Raw genomic sequence first — 17,840 nt, forward strand, 5'->3', positions numbered from 1 at the left:
GGAAAGCGGCGGGCAGTGCCCGCCCTACCCGGCGGCAGGCGTAGGGCGGGCACTGCCCGCCTGCTCTTCCGCGAATACCGGCGAAAATGGAAGCGTGCGGTCGCCCTACACCTGCAACCGGTCGCCCGGCCGTGCGACCAGCGCATACAACGCCGGCATCAGGTACATGCCGATCAGCAATCGCGACAGCATGCCGGCCACGATCACCAGCGCGAACGGGCGCTGCGAATCGGTGCCGACGCCGCTGGCGATGGCTGCCGGCAACAGGCCGAGCGCGGCCACCAGCGCGGTCATGGTGATCGGACGCAGGCGCAGGATCGCCGCCTCGTGCACCGCCCTGGCGATGTCCATGCCGCCCAGCCGCAGCTCGTTGACGCAGGAAATGTAGACCACGCCGGTCAGCACCGACACGCCGAACAGCACGATGAAGCCGATCGCCGAGGACACCGAGAACGGCGTGCCGGTGAGCCACATCGCCACGATCGCACCGAACGGTGCGGACAGCAGCACGCCGGCCACGGTGATGAACGGAAACTTGAAATTGCCGTAGAGCACGAACAGCAGGCCGAAGATCAGCAGCAGGGTCAGCGGCAGGATCACGTTCATCTGTGCGCGCGAGGCGGTGTACTCCTTGTACTCGCCGCCCCACTCCAGCCGATAGCCGTGCGGCAGCTTCACGTCGCGGCCGACCCGGGCGATCGCTTCGTTCACCGCTCCGGCCAGGTCGCGTCCGCTCACCGAGAACTGCACGCCGATGTAGCGTGAACCGTTCTCGCGATAGATGAAGGAGGCGCCGTTGGCGATGCTGATGTCGGCCAGCTCCTTCAGCGGAATCTGCTGGCCGCCGGGCGTGGCTACCGGGATCTCGCCGATCTGCTGCGGGTTGTCGCGGTATTGCGGCTGCAGCCGCACCAGCAGGTCGAACTGCTTTTCTCCCTGCGCCACCTCGGTGGCCACGTCGCCGCCGATCGCCGCCTCGATCAGCTTGTTGATGTCCTCGACGTTGATCCCGTAGCGCGCGATCTTGGCGCGATCGATTTTTATCGACAGGTTCGGCTGCCCCAGCTCGTGGACCAGGGTCAGGTCGGTGATGCCGCGCACCTTTTCCATCGCCTGCTTGATCGCCTTGCCCTTGGCCTGCAGCACGTGCAGGTCCGGGCCGTAGATCTTCACCGCGAGCGAGCTTTTCAGGCCGGTCTCGGCCTCGTCCACCGCATCCTCGGCCGGCTGGGTGTAGTTGAACTGGATGCCGGGAAACACCTGCAGCTTCCTGTCGATCGCCGCGATCAGGTCGGCCTTGCTGCGGTACTTGCCGTCCCACTGCGCGTACGGTTTCAGGCCGACGAAGAACTCGTCGTTGAAGAAGCCGGTCGAATCGGTGCCGTCGTCCGGGCGACCCAGCTCGGAGCCCACCGTGGTGACCTCGGGGAAGGAGCGCAGGATGCGCCGGATCTGCGGCGAGATCTTCGAGGCCTCGTCGAAGGAGATGGTGTACGGCATGGTGGCGCGCACCCACAGCGAGCCTTCGTCCAGGTGCGGCATGAACTCGGCGCCGATGCCGCGCATCATCACCAGCGCGATCACCAGCAGCAGCAGGGAGGCCCCGGTCACGCGCCACGCGTGCTGCTGCAGGCGCTCCAGTCCGCGCACGTACCACGTCTTGAACCTGTCGTAGATGGCGTTGCGCCGCTCGCGCACGCCACGGCGCATGAACAGCGCGCAGAGCACCGGCAGCAGGGTCAGCGTGACCAGCAGCGAGCCGACCAGGGCGAAGATCATGGTGTCCGCCATCGGCTTGAACAGCGTGCCGGAAGGCCCGGTCAGCACGTAGATCGGCAGGAAGCTGGCCACGATCACCGCCACCGCGTAGACCAGCGGGCGGTCCACTTCCGAGGCGGCGCCCTGGATGACTTCCCTGATGCTGAACTCGCTGCCCTGCCGCGCGGCCAGCTCGCGGAAGATGTTCTCGACCATGAAGATCGCGCCATCGACCAGGATGCCGAAATCCACCGCGCCGATCGACAGCAGGTTGGCCGAGGCGCCCTTCAGGTCCAGGCACACGAAGGCGAACAGCAGCGCCAGCGGGATCGTGACCGCCACGATCAGCCCCGCGCGCACGTCGTAGAGGAAGAAGATCAGCACCGCGATCACCAGCGCCATGCCCAGCAGCAGGTTGTGCATCACCACCGCCTTGGTCTGGCCGATCAGGTCGGTGAGGTCGTAGAACGGGTGGATCTTCACGTCGTCGGGCAGCACGTCGCGGTTGAGCTCCTGCGTCTTCGCCTCGACCCGCTGCAACACGTTCTCGGTCTTCGAGCCGGTCAGCGCCAGCACCACGCCCTCCACCGCGTCGTCCTGGTCCATGTAGCCGAACTCGCCCAGCCGCGGCGCGATGCCGACCTGCACGGTGCCCACGTTCTTCACCAGGATCGGCGTGCCGTCGTGCACCGCCAGCACCACGTCGCCGATGTCCTGCACGGTCTCGAGCCGGCCCAGCCCGCGCACGTAGAAGAACTGCCCGCCCTGGGTGTAGAAGCCGCCGCCGGCGTTGCCGTTGTTGGCCGCCAGCGCGGCCTCGACCTGCGCCACCGACATGCCCAGCGCGGCGATCTTCACCGGATCGAGCAGCACCTGGTATTGCATGGTGCCGCCGCCGAAACCGGAGTCGTCGGCCACGCCCGGCACCGAGCGGTACTGCGGCGCGACGACCCAGTCGTTCAGCGTCTTCAGCTCCATCGGCGAGCGGTCGGTGCTCTGCAGCACGTAGCGGTACACCAGCCCCGAGGGCGGCGACATCGGCGACATCGACGAGGACACGCCGTCGGGCAGTTCGACATCCGGCAGGCGGTTGCGCACGCGCTGGCGCGCGAAATACGGATCGGTGCCGTCGGCGAAGCCGAGCGTGACGTCGGACAGGCCGTACAGCGACACGGAGCGCTTGGTCACCATGCCGGGGATGGCATTCATGCCCAGCTCCACCGGCACCGTGATCAGCCGCTCCACTTCCTCGGCCGAATGCCCCGGCCACTGCGTGACGATGTCGACCATCGGCGGCGACAGGTTCGGGTACGCATCCATCGGCAGGATGTTGTAGGACCACACGCCGGCCGCGGCCAGGCCCAGCGCCAACAGCACCATCAGCATGCGCTGCTGCAGCGCGAACGCGACGATGCGGTTGATCAGCGAGGCGGGGCGCGGCGGCAGCCCCTCGGGTGGGGTCTGCGCGCTCATTGGGTCTGCATGAAATGCAGGAAGATCGCGCCGTCCACCACGACCTTGTCGCCGGCGTGCAGGCCGTCGGGAATCTCGAAGGCATCGCCCACGCGTCCGCCCAGCGTGATCGTGCGCTGCGCGTAGCCGCCGTCGGCCGCCGCCACGTACACGAACGGCAGGTTCTCGTCATCGCGCAGCACGGCCGACACCGGCAGCAGCAAGCCCGTGCGCGCATCGCCGGAGCGGATCTTCACGCGCACGTACATCTGCCGCTTGAGCACGCCGTCCGGGTTGTCGACCAGCACGCGGGCGCCGACGGAGCGCGTATCGGGATCGACCACGGCACCGACGTTGGTCACCTTGCCGGGCATCGCCGCGTCATCGCCGCCGACCTCGACGGTGGCCGCGTCGCCGTTCTTCACCGCCGCCAGGTCGTCGCCGAACAGCTGCGCCATCACCCACATTTTCGACGTGTCGGCGACGGTAAAGCAGGGCGTCGAACCGGCCGCCAGCAACTGGCCGGGCGCGATCGACTTCTCCACCACGGTGCCGGCGATCGGGGCGCGGATCACGCCCTGGCCATGCGCCACCGGCTTGCCTTCGCGTATCGCCGCGATGGTTTGCGGATCGACATGCAGGGCCAGCAGCGCCTGCAACGCGGCGTCGCGATCGGCATCCGCCCCCGTCGCATCGGATTGCGCCTGCGCGTGCTCGCGCTGCGAGATCGCCTGGTGTGCGTACAGGTCACGATCGGTCGCCGCCAACTGGTCGGCGGCATGCGCCGCGGCGAGCGCCTTGCGATACGCGCCGACGGCGGCGGCGAAGTCGGGCGAATCCACCCGCGCCAGCGGCTGCCCCGCCTTGACCTTGTCGCCCGGGTTCACCAGCACCTCGGTCACCGGGCCGGAGAACGGTGCCAGCACCTGGGTGGCGCGGTCGTGGTCGAAATCCACCACACCGCTGGTTTCGATGCTGCGATGGAAGCTGCTGCGTTCGATGGTCAGCAGATGGATGTGCTGGCGCTGCGCAGCGGTCAGCGTCACGTTGTGCGGCGTGTCGGCGGCGGCCTGCGGCGCGGCCTTCGACGAGCAGGCGGCCAGCGTCGACGCGGCCAGCAGCACAAGCGCGGACAACAGGACGGGCGCGCGCCGGGTCGGCGCGGAGGATGGTCTATTTTTCATCGCTATCCCGGGTGGCAGCGGCATCGGTGGAGTGGGTGTCGGCGTCGTGCCACCAGCCGCCGCCCATGGCCTGGAACAGCGCGGCGGTGTCGACATAGCGGCTCGCTTGCGCCTGCACCAGCGCGATGCGCGCCTGCTGGTCGGCCTGCTCCGCACCAAGCAGCGACAGGTAGCTGGCGTAGCCGTCCTGGTACTGGCGCTGCGAGATTTCCAGCGCGAGTTTGGCCGCGTCCGCCGCCCTGGCCGCCGCCTGCAGGCCCTCGGCATCGTGCTGCAGCGCGGCCAGTGTGTCGGCCACGTTCTGGAACGCGGTCAGCACCGTGCCGCGATATTCCTCGGCCGCCTGCACGTAGGCCGCCTTGGCCGCGCGCTCCTGATGCAGCAGGCTGCCGCCCTGGAAGATCGGGGCGGCCAGATCCGCGCCCAGGCTCCAGAAGCCGGTGCCGCTCTTGAACAACTGCTTGATCGCCAGCGCGCTGCTGCCTGCATTTGCCGTCAGCGTGATGTCGGGCAACCGGTTCGCGATGGCTACGCCGATCTGCGCGTTGGCCGCATGCAGGTTGGCCTCTGCCTGGCGAACGTCGGGGCGCTGCGCCACCAGGGTCGAGGGCAGGCTCACGGGAAGCTGCTGCGGCAGATGCAGGCTGGCCAGGTCGAACGCCTGCGGCGCCGCCTCGCCGGGTAGTTCGCCGGCCAGCACGGCCAGCAGATGGTTCTGCTGGTCCAGCTGGTTCAGCAGCGGCGGCAGCGTGGCCTGCAACTGGGCCAGCTGGGATTCCTGCGCGGCGAGATCGAGCCGCCCCGCGTAGCCCTTGACGAGCTGGTAGCGCAGCAGCTCGACCATCTTCGCGTTGGTCGCGATCAGCTCGCGGGTCGCGGCGACCTGCGCGCGCAGCGAGGCTTGCTGCACTGCCGCCACCACCACGTTGGCGCTGAGCGTGATGCGGGTGGCAAGCATCTGGAACCGCACCGCCTGCTGCTGCGCCTTGAGCGATTCCACGTTGCGCCGGTTCAGGCCGAACACGTCCGGCACGTACGACACGCTGACCTGCGGCGTGAACAGGTTGTACAGGTACGCGTTGTTGCTTGGCACCGGCGCCAGCGCGCCGGGCGGGTCCTGTTCGCGGCTGGCCGAGAAGCCGGCGCTGACGCTTGGCGCGTACGCACCGCGTCCGGCGCGGGTGTTCTCGCGCGCCACCGCCAGTGCGGCCTGTGCGGCCTTGAGATCGGGGTTGTGCGCCAGCGCCTGTGCGATCAGCGCGTCGAGCGCGGCCGAATGGAACAGCGTCCACCACTGCGCGGGAATGTCGCCGCCGGAAACGAAACGCTGGGGCTGCCCGCCGGCGACATTCGCACCGGGGGTGCGCTCCGGCAGCGGCCCGGCGGCCACGCTGGCAACATCCGGTGCCGCCGGCTTCCGGAAATCCGGCCCCACCGCGCAGCCGCCGATCGCCAGCACCGCGACGACCGCCAGCAGCGACCCGCCTGCCCGTCTGATCATCGCGGCCGTCATCGCGACGGTGCCAGCAGACAATCGGACCGCGGGGTTTTCATGCGTGCGCGTCTTGAGGAAAAGATCGGAACGCAACGATATAACGTACCAAGCCGACGCGAAAGCCTGCAAGAAATTGCGTTTGCGCAGCCCGTCCTGCGGGAAGCCGCATCGGGAGGGCGCGACACTCGCCCCCTCCCGATGCGGATCAAGCCATGCAGATCAAACCCACGCGCCACGCGGTGCCCGGGAAGTCGGGCACGCCGGCGCGCGCCGCCCTAGAAGCGCAGCGCCACCCCCAGGTTGACGGAACGGCCATAGCGGTAATAGCCCTGCGACAGCAGCGGGTTGCCGTTGATGCTGTAGGTCTGCGCCTTGTCCAGCAGGTTCTGGCCGTCCAGGCTGACGCTGATCATGTCGTTGAACTTGTAGGAGACGTGCGCCGTCACCCAGGTGATCGCGTCGGCCTGCTCGTTGTAGCCGGTACCCAGCACGTTGATCGCGGTGACGAAGCCGTTGGTGCGGTCGGCGTTGGCGCCCACCGACCACTTGCCCTTCTCGTACATCACGCCCAGCGAATAGGTCGCCGGGGCGATGCCTTCAAGCGGCCGCTGCTCGCCGTCCACCCAGCTCGTGGACAGGTTGCGCGTGTACTGCGCACGCACGCCGAAACCGTTGTTCCAGAAGTGCTGCAGGCTCATCTCCATGCCCTTCACCCTGGCGTGGTCGCCATTGATCGGACGCATGATGTTGAACAGGTAACCCGGCACGCCGATGTCCTGGCCGGTTTCCCAACTGGTGGTGATCTGGTTGGTGATGCGCTTGTAGAACACCGCCAGGCTGGCGACGGAGTGCTCGGCGAAATACCACTCCAGCGACAGGTCGCCCTGAGCCGCACTGTAGGGCTTGAGGTCCGCGTTGCCGCCGTAGACCTGGGTGAACTCGCCCCACGACACGCTTTCGGTGGTGTTGGTCGGCGCCAGCTGGTTCACTGCCGGACGCGCCATGGTCTTGGCCGCGCCGGCGCGCAACTGCAACTGATCGGTGAAATGCCAGGTGAAGTTGGCCGAGGGCAGCAGATAGCTGTAATGGGCGTCCTGGACGACCGGCGTCGGCGCGTCGTATTGGGCGGTGTAGTTGAAAGGCCCGTTCTCGGTGATGCTCAGGATCTTGGCGTCCCAGGCCTGGGCGCGGGTATCGGTCTGCACCAGGCGCACGCCGACGTCGCCTTCCCAGCGATCCCCGGACATGTCCGCCTGCACGTAGAACGCGTTGGTCTTCTCGCTGACGCGGTAGCTCTGCAGCGGGTTCCATTGCGGGCCGGCCAGCGCGTAGTCGTACGGCGTGCCGTCCGGGCGGAGATTGCCGTTGTAGGCCTGCAGCCGGGCCAGGTAGTTGGGCACGTCGAAGGCCAGGAAGCTGCGCGGGAAGCTGCTGCCCACGCCGGACATGAAGTGCGGCAGGTGGAAGGAGTGCGAGATCACGTTGCCGCCGAGGTCGGCCACGTTGATGGCGTTGTCCTCGGAGTAGTAGTCCGCGCCGCCGTTGAGGGTGTTGTTGACCAGGTCGCGCGACTTCTCGCGCTCGGTGCGGGTCACGCCGAAGCGCAGGTTGTCCACGCCCCACTTGCCGACGAACAGCTTGCCGGCCACGGTGCCGCCGGTGATCTCGTCGCGGATGTTGTCGCCGCTCAACTCCATGTAGTGCGTGTTGAAGTCCGAATCGCTGAACTGGCCGCTGGCGAGGCCCGAGATGAGGTCGCGGCCGTCGTCGAACTTGACGTCGACGTTGGGCACCGCATACGGGCCGAGGGTGATGCGGGCCGTGTTGGGCTGGTTCATGCGCAGCACGACGTAGGTGTCCTGGCCGCCGGAGCGACGCTCCGAGGTGGAGCGGTACAGGTCGCCGGTCAGGGTCAGGTCGTCGGTGGCCTTCCACTCGCCGTTGATGCCGTACAGCGCGGTATCGACGACGCGGTACTGGGTCTGGTTCAGCAGTTCCGGATTGAGCCGCAGCTCCGGGTCCGGGTTGTCCATGGTGAAACCGGTGACGATGCCGTTCTGCACGGTGATGTCGGACCAGCGCCCCGGCGCGAACAGCGGGTAGTAGGACTGCTGGAAGGACACCTGCGGCGAATCCAGGCGCGTCTTCAACCCATCCACCACGATGCGCACCCGGTCGTTCGGACGCCACTCGATCTTGCCGGAATAGGCGCTGCGCTTCTTGTCCTCCAGGATCGAGCCGACCCGGAACTGGCCCGGGGCAATCAGGCCGTAATCTTCCGGGTCCAGTTCGCCGTTGCCGTTGAGGTCGATGTTGCCGCCCCAGGCGTTGCCGTACCAGTTGGGATCGTTGGGGTCGGGGTTGCGCGTCCAGCCGCCGTCGTTGCCGGCGACGTCGGTGCGATCCTTGCGCTTGGCCTTGACCACGCCCAGCAGCACGCCGACGGTGTCGTTGGCGAAGGTGTTGCTGTAGGCGGCCGAAAACTTGTGTCCGTTGAGTTCGGACATCTGGTTGCGATCGCCCTCCAGGCGCACGATGCCGTGCTGTCCGGGCCGGTCGAACGGGCTGGCCGAACGCAGGTTGATCAGGCCGCCGATGCCCCCTTCGGTCAGCGAGGCCTGCGCGCCCTTGATCACGTCGGCACCGCTGATCACATCGGCGGGCAGGACGTCGAAGGCAAAGTCGCGACCGGCGCCATCAGTCGCCAGGATGCGGCCGTTGAACGTGGTCAGCGTGAACTCCGGGCCGAGGCCGCGCACGCTGACCTTCTGTCCCTCGCCGCCGGCCGTGCGCGAGATGGCCACGCCGGTAATGTGGCTGAGCGAGTCGGCCACGTTGTCGTCGGGGAACATGCCCAGTTCGAGCGCACTGATCGAATCCTGCACGGTGCCGGCATCGCGCTTGAGTTCGGTCGAGCGCGCCATGCTGCCCCGCTCGCCGGTGACCACCACGGTGGCCAGCTCGGTGGCGGCGCGCGGCGTGGCCTGGTCAACCGGGACCGCCCGTGGGCTCGGCGTCGTGGCGGCGCTGGCAGGCGCTGTCTGGGCTGTTTGGGAGAACGCCGCCGCCGGTATCAGCAGAGCCAGGGCGACGGCACAAGACAGTGTGTTTCGGTGAAAGGAAGCGGCGTTCAAGGGCTCTCTCCTGGGGGCGCGATGGCGGACCTTGCATCTAAACAACGAAACCGAGCCTATAACATGTTTCGTTTCGTATCAATAGCGAAATACAACGAAATGCGGCATAATTTCTCCATCCATCGGAACCCTTGAATGGCCGCCACTCGCGACACCAGTCAACGACGCCTCCAGATCAGCGAACTCGTCCGCCAGCATGGAAGCGTCCAGGTCAGCAGGCTTGCCGACCGCTTCGGCGTGAGCGCGCAGACCGTGCGCAAGGACCTGCGCTACCTGGCCGAGCGCGGCGTGATGGCGCGCGCCTACGGCGGCGCGATCGACAGCGGCGTGATCGGCAACGGCAGCCCCGCCGAACCCAATTACGAAGCGAAGATCACCAGCTACCTGGCCGAGAAGCGCCGCATCGGCGTGCGCGCGGCAACCCTGATCAAGCCCGGCGATACCGTTGCCATCGACTCGGGCACCACGGCCATCCAGCTGGCCAAGGCGCTGCCGGATATCGACATCACCGTGGTCACCAATGACTACGGCGTGCTGACCGCGCTGGCATCCAAGCCGAGCATCAACCTCGTCATGCTCGGCGGCGAACTGCGCCGGCGCAACATGGCGTTCTACGGCGGGCTGACGGTCGAGGCGCTGGATGCGCTGCACGTGGACAAGCTGTTCCTCGGCGTGGACGGCTTCGACCTCGAACGCGGCATCACCACGCATTACGAGCCCGAGGCCCTGCTCAACCGCAAGATGGTGGAGGCCGCGCGCGTGGTCATTTCCATCACCGACAGTTCGAAATTCGGCAAGGTCTGTCTGCATCGCATCATCCCCGTCACCGCGTTGAACGTGTTGATCACGGACACCGGCGCACCCGAGGACATCATCCAGGCCAGCCATCAGCTCGGTTTCGAGTTGTTGCTGGCCTGAGAGCAGGGATTCGGGATTCGCAAAAGCATGAGAGCGCCGCCGCCGCAGGAGCCCGCTCGCCGGCGATGCTCCTGACGCTCCCGCAAATCCCCAATCCCCCATTCACTGCCCCGAGCTTGTCGAAGGGCCTTATCCCGGCTCAAAGGCATCGCCCGCAGGCGGGCTCCTAGGTGCCCGGCCTGACGAACACGCGCATCGCATTGCCGTAGTAGATCTTGTCGATCACCGCGCGCGGCAGCGCCAGGCCCGGCACGTCGGCGTGGATCATGTCCACGTGCTGCGTCTCGCCGGTGGCCAGGTAGCGCCAGTCGGAGCTCCACGCCGCGTGCGCCTCGCGGCGGAACTCGGCGGGGTCGGCATCGGGGCCGTAGGTCAGGTCGGTGCCGTACATCACCCGATCCTGGTAGCGGATGAAGAAGTTGCGCACCTTCTCGCGGTCGCGCACCGACTGGTATTGCACCTGGCTCATGCGCGCGGCCATGTCCACGGTGGCATCGGGAAAACGGTCGAGGAAGGCGGCGATGCGGTCGACGTCATACTCCAGGCTGGCCAGATGCGCGCCGACGAAGCGCAGCTTCGGGTGCGCGGCCACGAAGCGGTCGCGCACCGCCATCAGATCCTCGTAGCGCGGCATCTCCGGATGCAGGTGCATGTAGTACTCCGGATGCTTGCTGAAGTACTCGCGGTCGTTGTCGGTGGTCATCTGGTCCAGCGGCAACCAGCAGTTGCGCGGCTCGCCCTGGTGGTCGATCAGGGCCACGCCGAGCGCGCGCACCTGCTCGGCCACGGGCGCCAGGCCCGGATCGTCGAGCATGATCAGTTTGCCGTCGGCGCTCCGCTCCGCGAGGCCCACGTTTTTCCAGATCTTCACTGCCAAGGCGCCCGCCGCCACGTCGCGGGCAAGTTTCGCGTCGACGCGTTCGGTCCAGCCCGGCGTGCCGAACCCCTTCATCGAGAAGGTGGTGGCCCAGTGGAAATGCGCCGGGTCCCTTGCCGCCAGGGCCACGGCGGCCGCGTGCTGCCGCGCGATGCTCGGGAAGTCGGGATAGTCGACGTTGATCGACAGCAACTCGAAACCGTCCGCGCGCGCCTGTTCGAGGAATGCCGGATCGGGCGTGTTGGCGTGGACGTGGGCGTCGAACTTGCGCACCTGGCCGAAGTCGGCCATCGAATAACTTTCCGCGGCATGCCGGCTCGCCGTCGCGCAGGCGCTGGAAAGGGCTGCCGCGATGGCCAACAGGGCAAGGACGGCGGGACGGAAGATCGTGTTCATCGGTCCACCTCGGCAATATAACGAAACATTTTCGAACCATACCGAAACGAAACGCTTGCATCAAGAGCAACGGCTGACGCAGAATCGGGACGACGTCTCAAGAGGAATTCGCCATGCGCCCGATCGGACGACGCACTGTATTGAAGCTCGTGGCCGGCAGCGTGGCCGGTGGCGCGGCGTGGCTCATGCTGCCGAAGGCGCTGGCGGCATCCCGGCCTGGCTATCCCGGTGCCGGCCGCACCGATGGCGGCACCGGCGCCACCGCCGGCGATGCAGTACTGGCGATCGCCTTCGATCACCGCCTGCACACGCGCCTGGTGGTCCGCGGCAAGCCGCTCACGCCGTGGCAACCCAGCGAGAGCCTGCTGTTGGCCGATGGCGCGGTCGACGACTTCGCCATCACCGGCCACCGGGAACAACCGATCGCCGACGCGCGTCACGGCAGCGGTCACCAGTCGATCGTCACCGGCCGTTCCGGCAACCTGGAAAAGGAAGTGGCGCTGACCTTCTTCGACGGTCTTCCCGGCTTCGCCGTGCTGCAGACGCGCTACCGCAACCTGGGCAGCACCGCCGTGCAGGTCGCCGGCTGGCGCAATGCCGCGCATGAACTGGCCGAGGCGCCCGGCGGCTTCTGGAGCTTCTCCGGCACCACCCACACCGATCGCCGCGATTGGGTGCAGCCGCTGCGCGCGGGGTTCGACCAGCGCAATACGCTGGCGATGGATTCGTCCGACTACGGCGGCGGCACGCCGGTGGCCAACATCTGGCGCCGCGACGTCGGCCTGGCAGTCGGTCATGTGGAGCCGGTGGTGCGTCCGCTGGATCTGCCGGTGCGCAAGACCGACCGCGGCGCGCACATCGCGGTCGAATCGCTGCAGGCATCCGCCCTGGCGCCGGGCCAGGCCCTGGTCACCGAACGCACTTTTCTGGCGGTGCACACCGGCGATCATTTCGCGCCGCTGCTGCAGTACCGGCAATACATGCAGGCCGAGGGCCTGGAGGCGCCGCGGGCTCCGGAATCGGCCTTTGCGCCGGTGTGGTGCGCGTGGGGCTACGGCCGCGACTTCACCGTCAAGCAGATCCTGGACACGCTGCCGAAAGCGCGCGAACTGGGCTTCGGCTGGGTGGTGATGGACGACGGCTGGCAGACCAACGAGGGCGACTGGCGCATCGACAGGCGCAAGTTCCCGCGCGGCGAAGCCGACATGCGCGACTTCACCGCGAAGATACGCGCCCAGGGCATGCATCCGCGCCTGTGGATCGCGCCGCTGGCCGCCGACCCGGGCAGCGACGTGCTGCACGACCATCCCGACATGCTGCTGCTGGACCAGGACGGCGGGTTCCAGAAGGTGACCTGGTGGAACGCGCTCACTCAGTGCCCGGCCTACCAGCCCACCGTCGACTTCTACGTGGCCCTGGTGAAGAAGGTCATCGGCGACTGGGGCTTCGAGGGCATCAAGTTCGACGGCCAGCACCTCAACGCCGTGGCGCCCTGCTACAACCCCGCGCACAAGCATGCGCATCCGGGCGATTCAGTCGAAGGCTTGGCCACGTTCTGGCAGGCCATCCACAAGGCGGCGCACGAGGCCAACCCGCAGGCGGTGGTCGAGCTGTGCCCCTGCGGCACGGCTTTCGATTTCCACAACCTGCCGGCCACCGACCAGTACCCGGCGTCCGACCCGACCTCTTCGTGGCAGGTGCGCAGCAAGGGCAAGAGCATGAAGGCGCTGATGGGCTCGCGCAGCAGCTATGCGGGCGACCACGTGGAACTGTCCGATCGCGGCGACGACTTCGCCTCCACCGTCGGCATCGGCGCGATTCCCTCCACCAAGTTCACCTGGCCGAAGGACACCGAGCATCCCTCCGAGCCGCTGCCGCCGGGCGGCCTGGTCCTCAACCCGGAGAAAGAGGCGCTGTGGCGCAAGTGGGTGGCCCTGTACAAACAGCACATGCTGCCCAAGGGCGAATACCTGGGCACGCTGTACGACATCGGCTTCGACAAGCCCGAGGCGCACGCCATCGCCAAGGACGGAGCGATGTATTACGCCTTCTACGCCGACCGGTTCAACGGCAAGGTGCCCTTGCGCGGGCTTGGCGCCGGACGCTACAAGGTGCGCGACCTGTTCAACGAAGTCGACCTTGGCGAGGTGGAGGCCACTGCGGCGAACCTGCCGGTGGCGTTCAGGCACTTCGTGCTGCTGCAGGCCACGCCGCTGGGGACGCCGGCATGAGCCTGGCCGCCAGTGCGATCGCCGCGCCGCGCCGTCGCCCCTGGCTGGTTTTCGCCGTCGCCACCGTCGCGCTGTGGGGCGTGTGGGGCGCGCTGTCGCCGCTGTCGGCCGAGCACGGTTTTCCCGAAACGCTGGTGTACTGCGTGTGGGCGCTGACCATGATCCCGCCGGCGCTGTACATCCTGTGGCGCAGCGGCTGGACGCTGGAGCATTCACCGCGCGCGATCGGCTACGGCATGGCCATCGGCCTGCTCGGTGCCGGCGGGCAGATGCTGCTGTTCCACACGCTGACCATCGGGCCGGCGTATTTCGTGTTTCCGATCATCTCGCTGTCGCCGGTGGTGACGATCGCCCTGTCCTTTGCGTTCCTGCGCGAGCGCACCGGCTGGAGCGGCGCGCTGGGCATCGTGCTGGCGCTGGTGGCATTGCCGATGCTGGACCTGTCGTTCGGCCGCAGCGCCGGCGGCGGACTGGGCTGGTTCCTGCAGTCGCTGCTGATCATGCTGGCCTGGGGCGTGCAGGCGTACTTCATGCGCCTGGCCAACCACACCGTGCGCGCCGAGAGCATCTTCTTCTACATGATGCTGGGCGGCCTGCTGCTGGCGCCGGTGGCGCTGGCGATGACCGACTGGTCGCAGCCGATCAACACCGGCATCGACGGCCCGTGGATGACCGCCGCGATCCAGTTGCTCAACGCCATCGGCGCGCTGACCCTGGTCTACGCCTTCCGCCACGGCAAGGCGATCGTGGTGGCGCCGCTGACCAATGCCGGTGCCCCGCTGGTGACCGCCGCGCTGGCGCTGGTGTTCGCCAGCATCGTGCCGGGCCCGCTGAAAATGATCGGCCTGGTGCTGGCCCTGATTGCCTCGTTGCTGCTGGCACTCGAACCCGAGGCCGTGGCCGAAGCCGAGGGCGATCCCGACGTTTCCACCCCCTCCCCCGAATGGACTCCGTCCCCATGCACGTCCTCTCCGAGCTCATCGCCCGTCACAAGCAGGGACACGCCGGTGGCGTGACCTCGATCTGTTCCGCGCATCCCCTCGTGATCGAAGCCGGCCTGCGCCACGCGCAACGCACGGGACAGGCATTCGTGCTGTTCGAGGCCACCTGCAACCAGGTCAACCAGGACGGCGGCTACACCGGGATGAAGCCGGCCGATTTCGTCGCCTTCGTGCATGCGATCGCCGACCGCGTCGGCTTCGACCGCGCGCGCATCGCGCTGGGTGGCGATCACCTGGGGCCCAACCCGTGGACGTCGCTGAACGCGGACGCGGCGATGGACAAGGCCGAGGTGATGGTGGCCGCGTACGTGGCCGCCGGCTTCCGCAAGATCCACCTGGACTGCTCGATGGCCTGCCGCGGCGATCCCGAGCCGCTGCCGGAGGCGGAGATCGTGCGCCGTGCGGTACGCCTGTGCCGGGCCGCCGAGGTCGCTCACGCGCAGGCCGGCGGCGAGGCGCCGGTGTACGTGATCGGCACCGAGGTACCGGTGCCCGGCGGTGCCACCGAGGCCATCGAAGGCCTCGCCGTGACCACGCCGCAAGCCGCGCTGGCCACGATCGAGGCGCATCGCCAGGCCTTCGCCGCCGCGGGGCTGGACGCCGCATGGCAACGCGTGATCGCCTCCGTGGTGCAACCGGGCGTGGAGTTCGATCACCACGACGTGGTGGATTACGACCCGTCGAAAGCGCGCGAACTGAGCCACGCCATCACCGGCGTGCCGGGCATGGTGTTCGAGGCGCACTCGACCGACTACCAGACCCGCGACGCGCTGGCGGCGCTGGTACGCGATCATTTCGCCATCCTCAAGGTCGGCCCCGGCCTGACCTTCGCCCTGCGCGAGGCGCTGTGGGCGCTGGACGCGATCGAGCAGGAGTGGATCGGGGATGCGCGTCGGGCACGCCTGCGCGAGGTAACCCTGGCGCGCATGCGCGAGCAGCCCGGCTACTGGCGACGCTACTACCACGGCGAGGGCCACGCGCTGACCATCGACCTGCAATACAGCCTCAGCGACCGCATCCGCTATTACTGGCCGGACCCGGTGATCGAGCAGGCCTGCCAGCGCCTGTTCGACAACCTGCGCGCGACCCCGCCGCCGCTGCCGCTGATCAGCCAGTTCCTGCCGCACGCGCTGCGCGCGCTGCGCACCGGCGGCGCGACCAACGACCCGCTCTCCCTGACCATGGCACACATCAGTGCCGCACTCGACGACTACCACCATGCCTGCCATGACCATGACATCCACTGAATACCTGGGCGCGTCCGAGTCCGAGCTGACCGCCGCGGGCGCGCTCTGCACCGCACGCGAGATCGAGCAGCAGCCACGGATGCTGCAGCGGACCCACGCGCTGGTGGCCGGGCTGCATGCGCAGATCCGGGCGTTTGCCGGCCCGCTGATCGACGACCCTGCCGCGCGGGTGATCCTGACCGGCGCCGGCAGCTCGTCCTATATCGGCCAGTGCGTGGCGCCGCTGCTGGACCGCCGGCTGGCCGCCCGCGTGGACGCGGTGCCGACCACCGACATCGTGTGCGCCCCGCGCTTGTATCTGGAGCCGGAACAGCCACTGCTGCTGGTCTCCTTCGGCCGTTCCGGCAACAGCCCCGAAAGCCTGGCCGCGGTGGAACTCGCCGAGTCCCTGGTGCGCGACGTGCGCCACCTGGCGATCATCTGCAATGCCGACGGTGCGCTGGGCAAGGCGCCGGTTGCCCGTTCGATGACCCTGCTGCTGCCGGCCGAGACGCACGACGCCGGCTTCGCCATGACTTCCAGCTTCAGCTGCATGATGTACGCGGCCATGGCCGCGTTGTTGCCAACCGGCAGCATGGACGCGCGCATCGACGCCATTGCCGATGCCACCGCGCGGGTCATCGCCGGATCGCTGCCGGCACTGAACGAGCTGGCGCGCGGCCAGTACGACCGCGTCGCCTACCTCGGCAGCGGCGTCTTGCAGGGGCTGGCCCGCGAGGCGGCGCTGAAGCTCGGCGAGCTCACCAATGGCGCGGTGGCGACCTGCTTCGAGTCGCCGCTGGGTTTCCGCCACGGGCCCAAGACCTTCGTCACCGAACACGCCCTGGTGATGGTCTTCGTGTCCAACGACCCGCTGACCCGCCGCTACGACCTCGACCTGGTGGACGAGCTGCGTCGCGACGGCCGCGCGGCGCGCATCATCGAGGTGAACGCCCAGCCGCGCGCTGCCGCGGGCGCCGACGGCATCACGGTGCCGGCGATGGCCGATGCCGCCGATGCGGATCTGCTGTGGCCGTACCTCGCCATCGCGCAGATCCACGCCTTCCTCCGTTCGCGCGCCATCGGCGTGACGCCCGACAATCCCAACCCCGCGGGCCTGGTGAACCGCGTCGTGCAGGGCGTGCGCCTGTACGCTCTGAGCGCATGAATCGGGTGACTTACCTGGGCGTGGACGGCGGCGGAACGAAAACGCGTTTCGCCCTGATCGACGCTGACGGCCGACTGCTCGGCGAAGCGGAGCTCGGCACGACCTACCATCCCCATGTCGGGCTGGACGGCGTGCGTGCCATCCTGGCCGAGGGCGTGACCGCGGTGCTGGGCACCGCCGGCCGGACCCTGGCCGACATCGGCCATGCCTTCTTCGGGCTGCCCGCCTACGGCGAGGACAGCCGCGCCACCGCGCTGTTGCAGGCGTGCCCCGCGGCGATCCTCGGCCACGACCGCTACACCTGCGACAACGACATGGTGTGTGGCTGGGCCGGCTCGCTGGGCTGCGCCGACGGCATCAACATCGTCGCCGGCACCGGTTCGATCGGCTATGGCCAACGCCAGGGCCTCGCGGCCCGCGCCGGCGGCTGGGGCGAGGCGTTCTCCGATGAAGGCTCGGCCTACTGGATCGCCATGCGCGGACTCAACGCCTACTCGCGCATGAGCGACGGGCGCCTGCCCCGCGGCCCGCTGCACGCGATCCTCAACGCGCACTTCCAGCTCGACAACGACCTGGACATCTGCGCCCATGTCTACGGCGGCAACTCCTACGCCCGCGGCGACCTGGCGCAGCTCTCGCGCCAGGTGGCCGAGGCGGCACGGGCCGGCGACGGCGTGGCCGCCACCATCTTCCGCGACGCCGGCCACGAGCTGGCCGGCATCTGCGACGCACTGCGACTGGCCCTGCACTTCGAAGCCGGCGAAACCGTACCGGTGTCCCATTCCGGCGGCGCCTTCAATGCCGACGAACTGCTGCTGGCACCGCTGCGCGAGGCGCTTGCCGCCGCAAGCACGGATTTCGACCTGCGGCCGCCGTTGCACGCGCCGCATTACGGCGCCGCGCTCTACGCGGCCCGGCTCGCCGGCCACCCGGTGCAGGCGGCAACGCGGGCTGCCGTCGCCCCCTGAGCGAGACTGTCCGGTTCGCCGCGGACTTTTGC

The 17,840-nt window shown here is 68.3% G+C and carries 11 protein-coding genes; 6 read left to right on the forward strand and 5 right to left on the reverse strand.

What is annotated here, in order from left to right; translation table 11 throughout:
• Positions 1-105 precede the first annotated feature (105 nt).
• The 4 genes from ACVCL9_RS11185 to ACVCL9_RS11200 all read right to left on the reverse strand — a co-directional run bounded on the left by ACVCL9_RS11185 (position 106) and on the right by ACVCL9_RS11200 (position 9,023).
• Positions 106-3,231, reverse strand: coding sequence for an efflux RND transporter permease subunit (locus ACVCL9_RS11185; protein ID WP_447098067.1), 3,126 nt, complete (start codon positions 3,229-3,231; stop codon positions 106-108).
• Positions 3,228-4,394, reverse strand: a complete 1,167-nt coding sequence (locus ACVCL9_RS11190; RefSeq protein ID WP_447098066.1) for an efflux RND transporter periplasmic adaptor subunit — start codon at positions 4,392-4,394, stop codon at positions 3,228-3,230. Before ACVCL9_RS11190 ends, ACVCL9_RS11185 begins: the two co-directional genes overlap by 4 nt.
• Positions 4,384-5,895: an efflux transporter outer membrane subunit gene (locus tag ACVCL9_RS11195; protein WP_447098065.1), complete on the reverse strand. Its 1,512-nt coding sequence runs from the start codon at positions 5,893-5,895 to the stop codon at positions 4,384-4,386. Before ACVCL9_RS11195 ends, ACVCL9_RS11190 begins: the two co-directional genes overlap by 11 nt.
• A 269-nt stretch (positions 5,896-6,164) precedes the next feature.
• The gene (locus ACVCL9_RS11200) at positions 6,165-9,023 is read right to left on the reverse strand and encodes a TonB-dependent receptor (protein WP_447098064.1); all 2,859 of its coding nucleotides are present in this window, start codon (positions 9,021-9,023) and stop codon (positions 6,165-6,167) included.
• A gap of 135 nt (positions 9,024-9,158) precedes the next feature.
• On the opposite strand from ACVCL9_RS11200, the gene ACVCL9_RS11205 reads away from it, so the two are divergent.
• Positions 9,159-9,941: a DeoR/GlpR family DNA-binding transcription regulator gene (locus ACVCL9_RS11205; protein WP_447098063.1), complete on the forward strand. Its 783-nt coding sequence runs from the start codon at positions 9,159-9,161 to the stop codon at positions 9,939-9,941.
• 166 nt (positions 9,942-10,107) lie between these two features.
• Here ACVCL9_RS11205 and ACVCL9_RS11210 read toward each other — a convergent pair whose 3' ends face one another.
• Positions 10,108-11,214 carry an amidohydrolase family protein gene (locus ACVCL9_RS11210; protein ID WP_447098062.1) on the reverse strand — a complete coding sequence of 369 codons (1,107 nt, stop codon included), beginning with the start codon at positions 11,212-11,214 and terminating at the stop codon, positions 10,108-10,110.
• 113 nt (positions 11,215-11,327) lie between these two features.
• On the opposite strand from ACVCL9_RS11210, the gene ACVCL9_RS11215 reads away from it, so the two are divergent.
• The 5 genes from ACVCL9_RS11215 to ACVCL9_RS11235 are packed head-to-tail and all read left to right on the forward strand — an operon-like array spanning position 11,328 to position 17,808.
• A complete protein-coding gene (locus tag ACVCL9_RS11215; protein ID WP_447098061.1) occupies positions 11,328-13,445 on the forward strand; it encodes a glycoside hydrolase family 36 protein in 2,118 nt (705 codons plus the stop codon).
• Positions 13,442-14,461 (forward strand): EamA family transporter, encoded by a 1,020-nt coding sequence (locus ACVCL9_RS11220; RefSeq protein WP_447098060.1) that lies wholly within the window; start codon positions 13,442-13,444, stop codon positions 14,459-14,461. Before ACVCL9_RS11215 ends, ACVCL9_RS11220 begins: the two co-directional genes overlap by 4 nt.
• Positions 14,404-15,693 carry a D-tagatose-bisphosphate aldolase, class II, non-catalytic subunit gene (locus ACVCL9_RS11225; protein ID WP_447098059.1) on the forward strand — a complete coding sequence of 430 codons (1,290 nt, stop codon included), beginning with the start codon at positions 14,404-14,406 and terminating at the stop codon, positions 15,691-15,693. Before ACVCL9_RS11220 ends, ACVCL9_RS11225 begins: the two co-directional genes overlap by 58 nt.
• A complete protein-coding gene (locus ACVCL9_RS11230) occupies positions 15,674-16,840 on the forward strand; it encodes an SIS domain-containing protein (RefSeq protein ID WP_447098058.1) in 1,167 nt (388 codons plus the stop codon). Before ACVCL9_RS11225 ends, ACVCL9_RS11230 begins: the two co-directional genes overlap by 20 nt.
• Positions 16,837-17,808: an N-acetylglucosamine kinase gene (locus tag ACVCL9_RS11235; protein ID WP_395120190.1), complete on the forward strand. Its 972-nt coding sequence runs from the start codon at positions 16,837-16,839 to the stop codon at positions 17,806-17,808. Before ACVCL9_RS11230 ends, ACVCL9_RS11235 begins: the two co-directional genes overlap by 4 nt.
• Positions 17,809-17,840 lie beyond the last annotated feature (32 nt).

It is taken from the genome of Rhodanobacter sp. UC4438_H5, assembly GCF_052978405.1.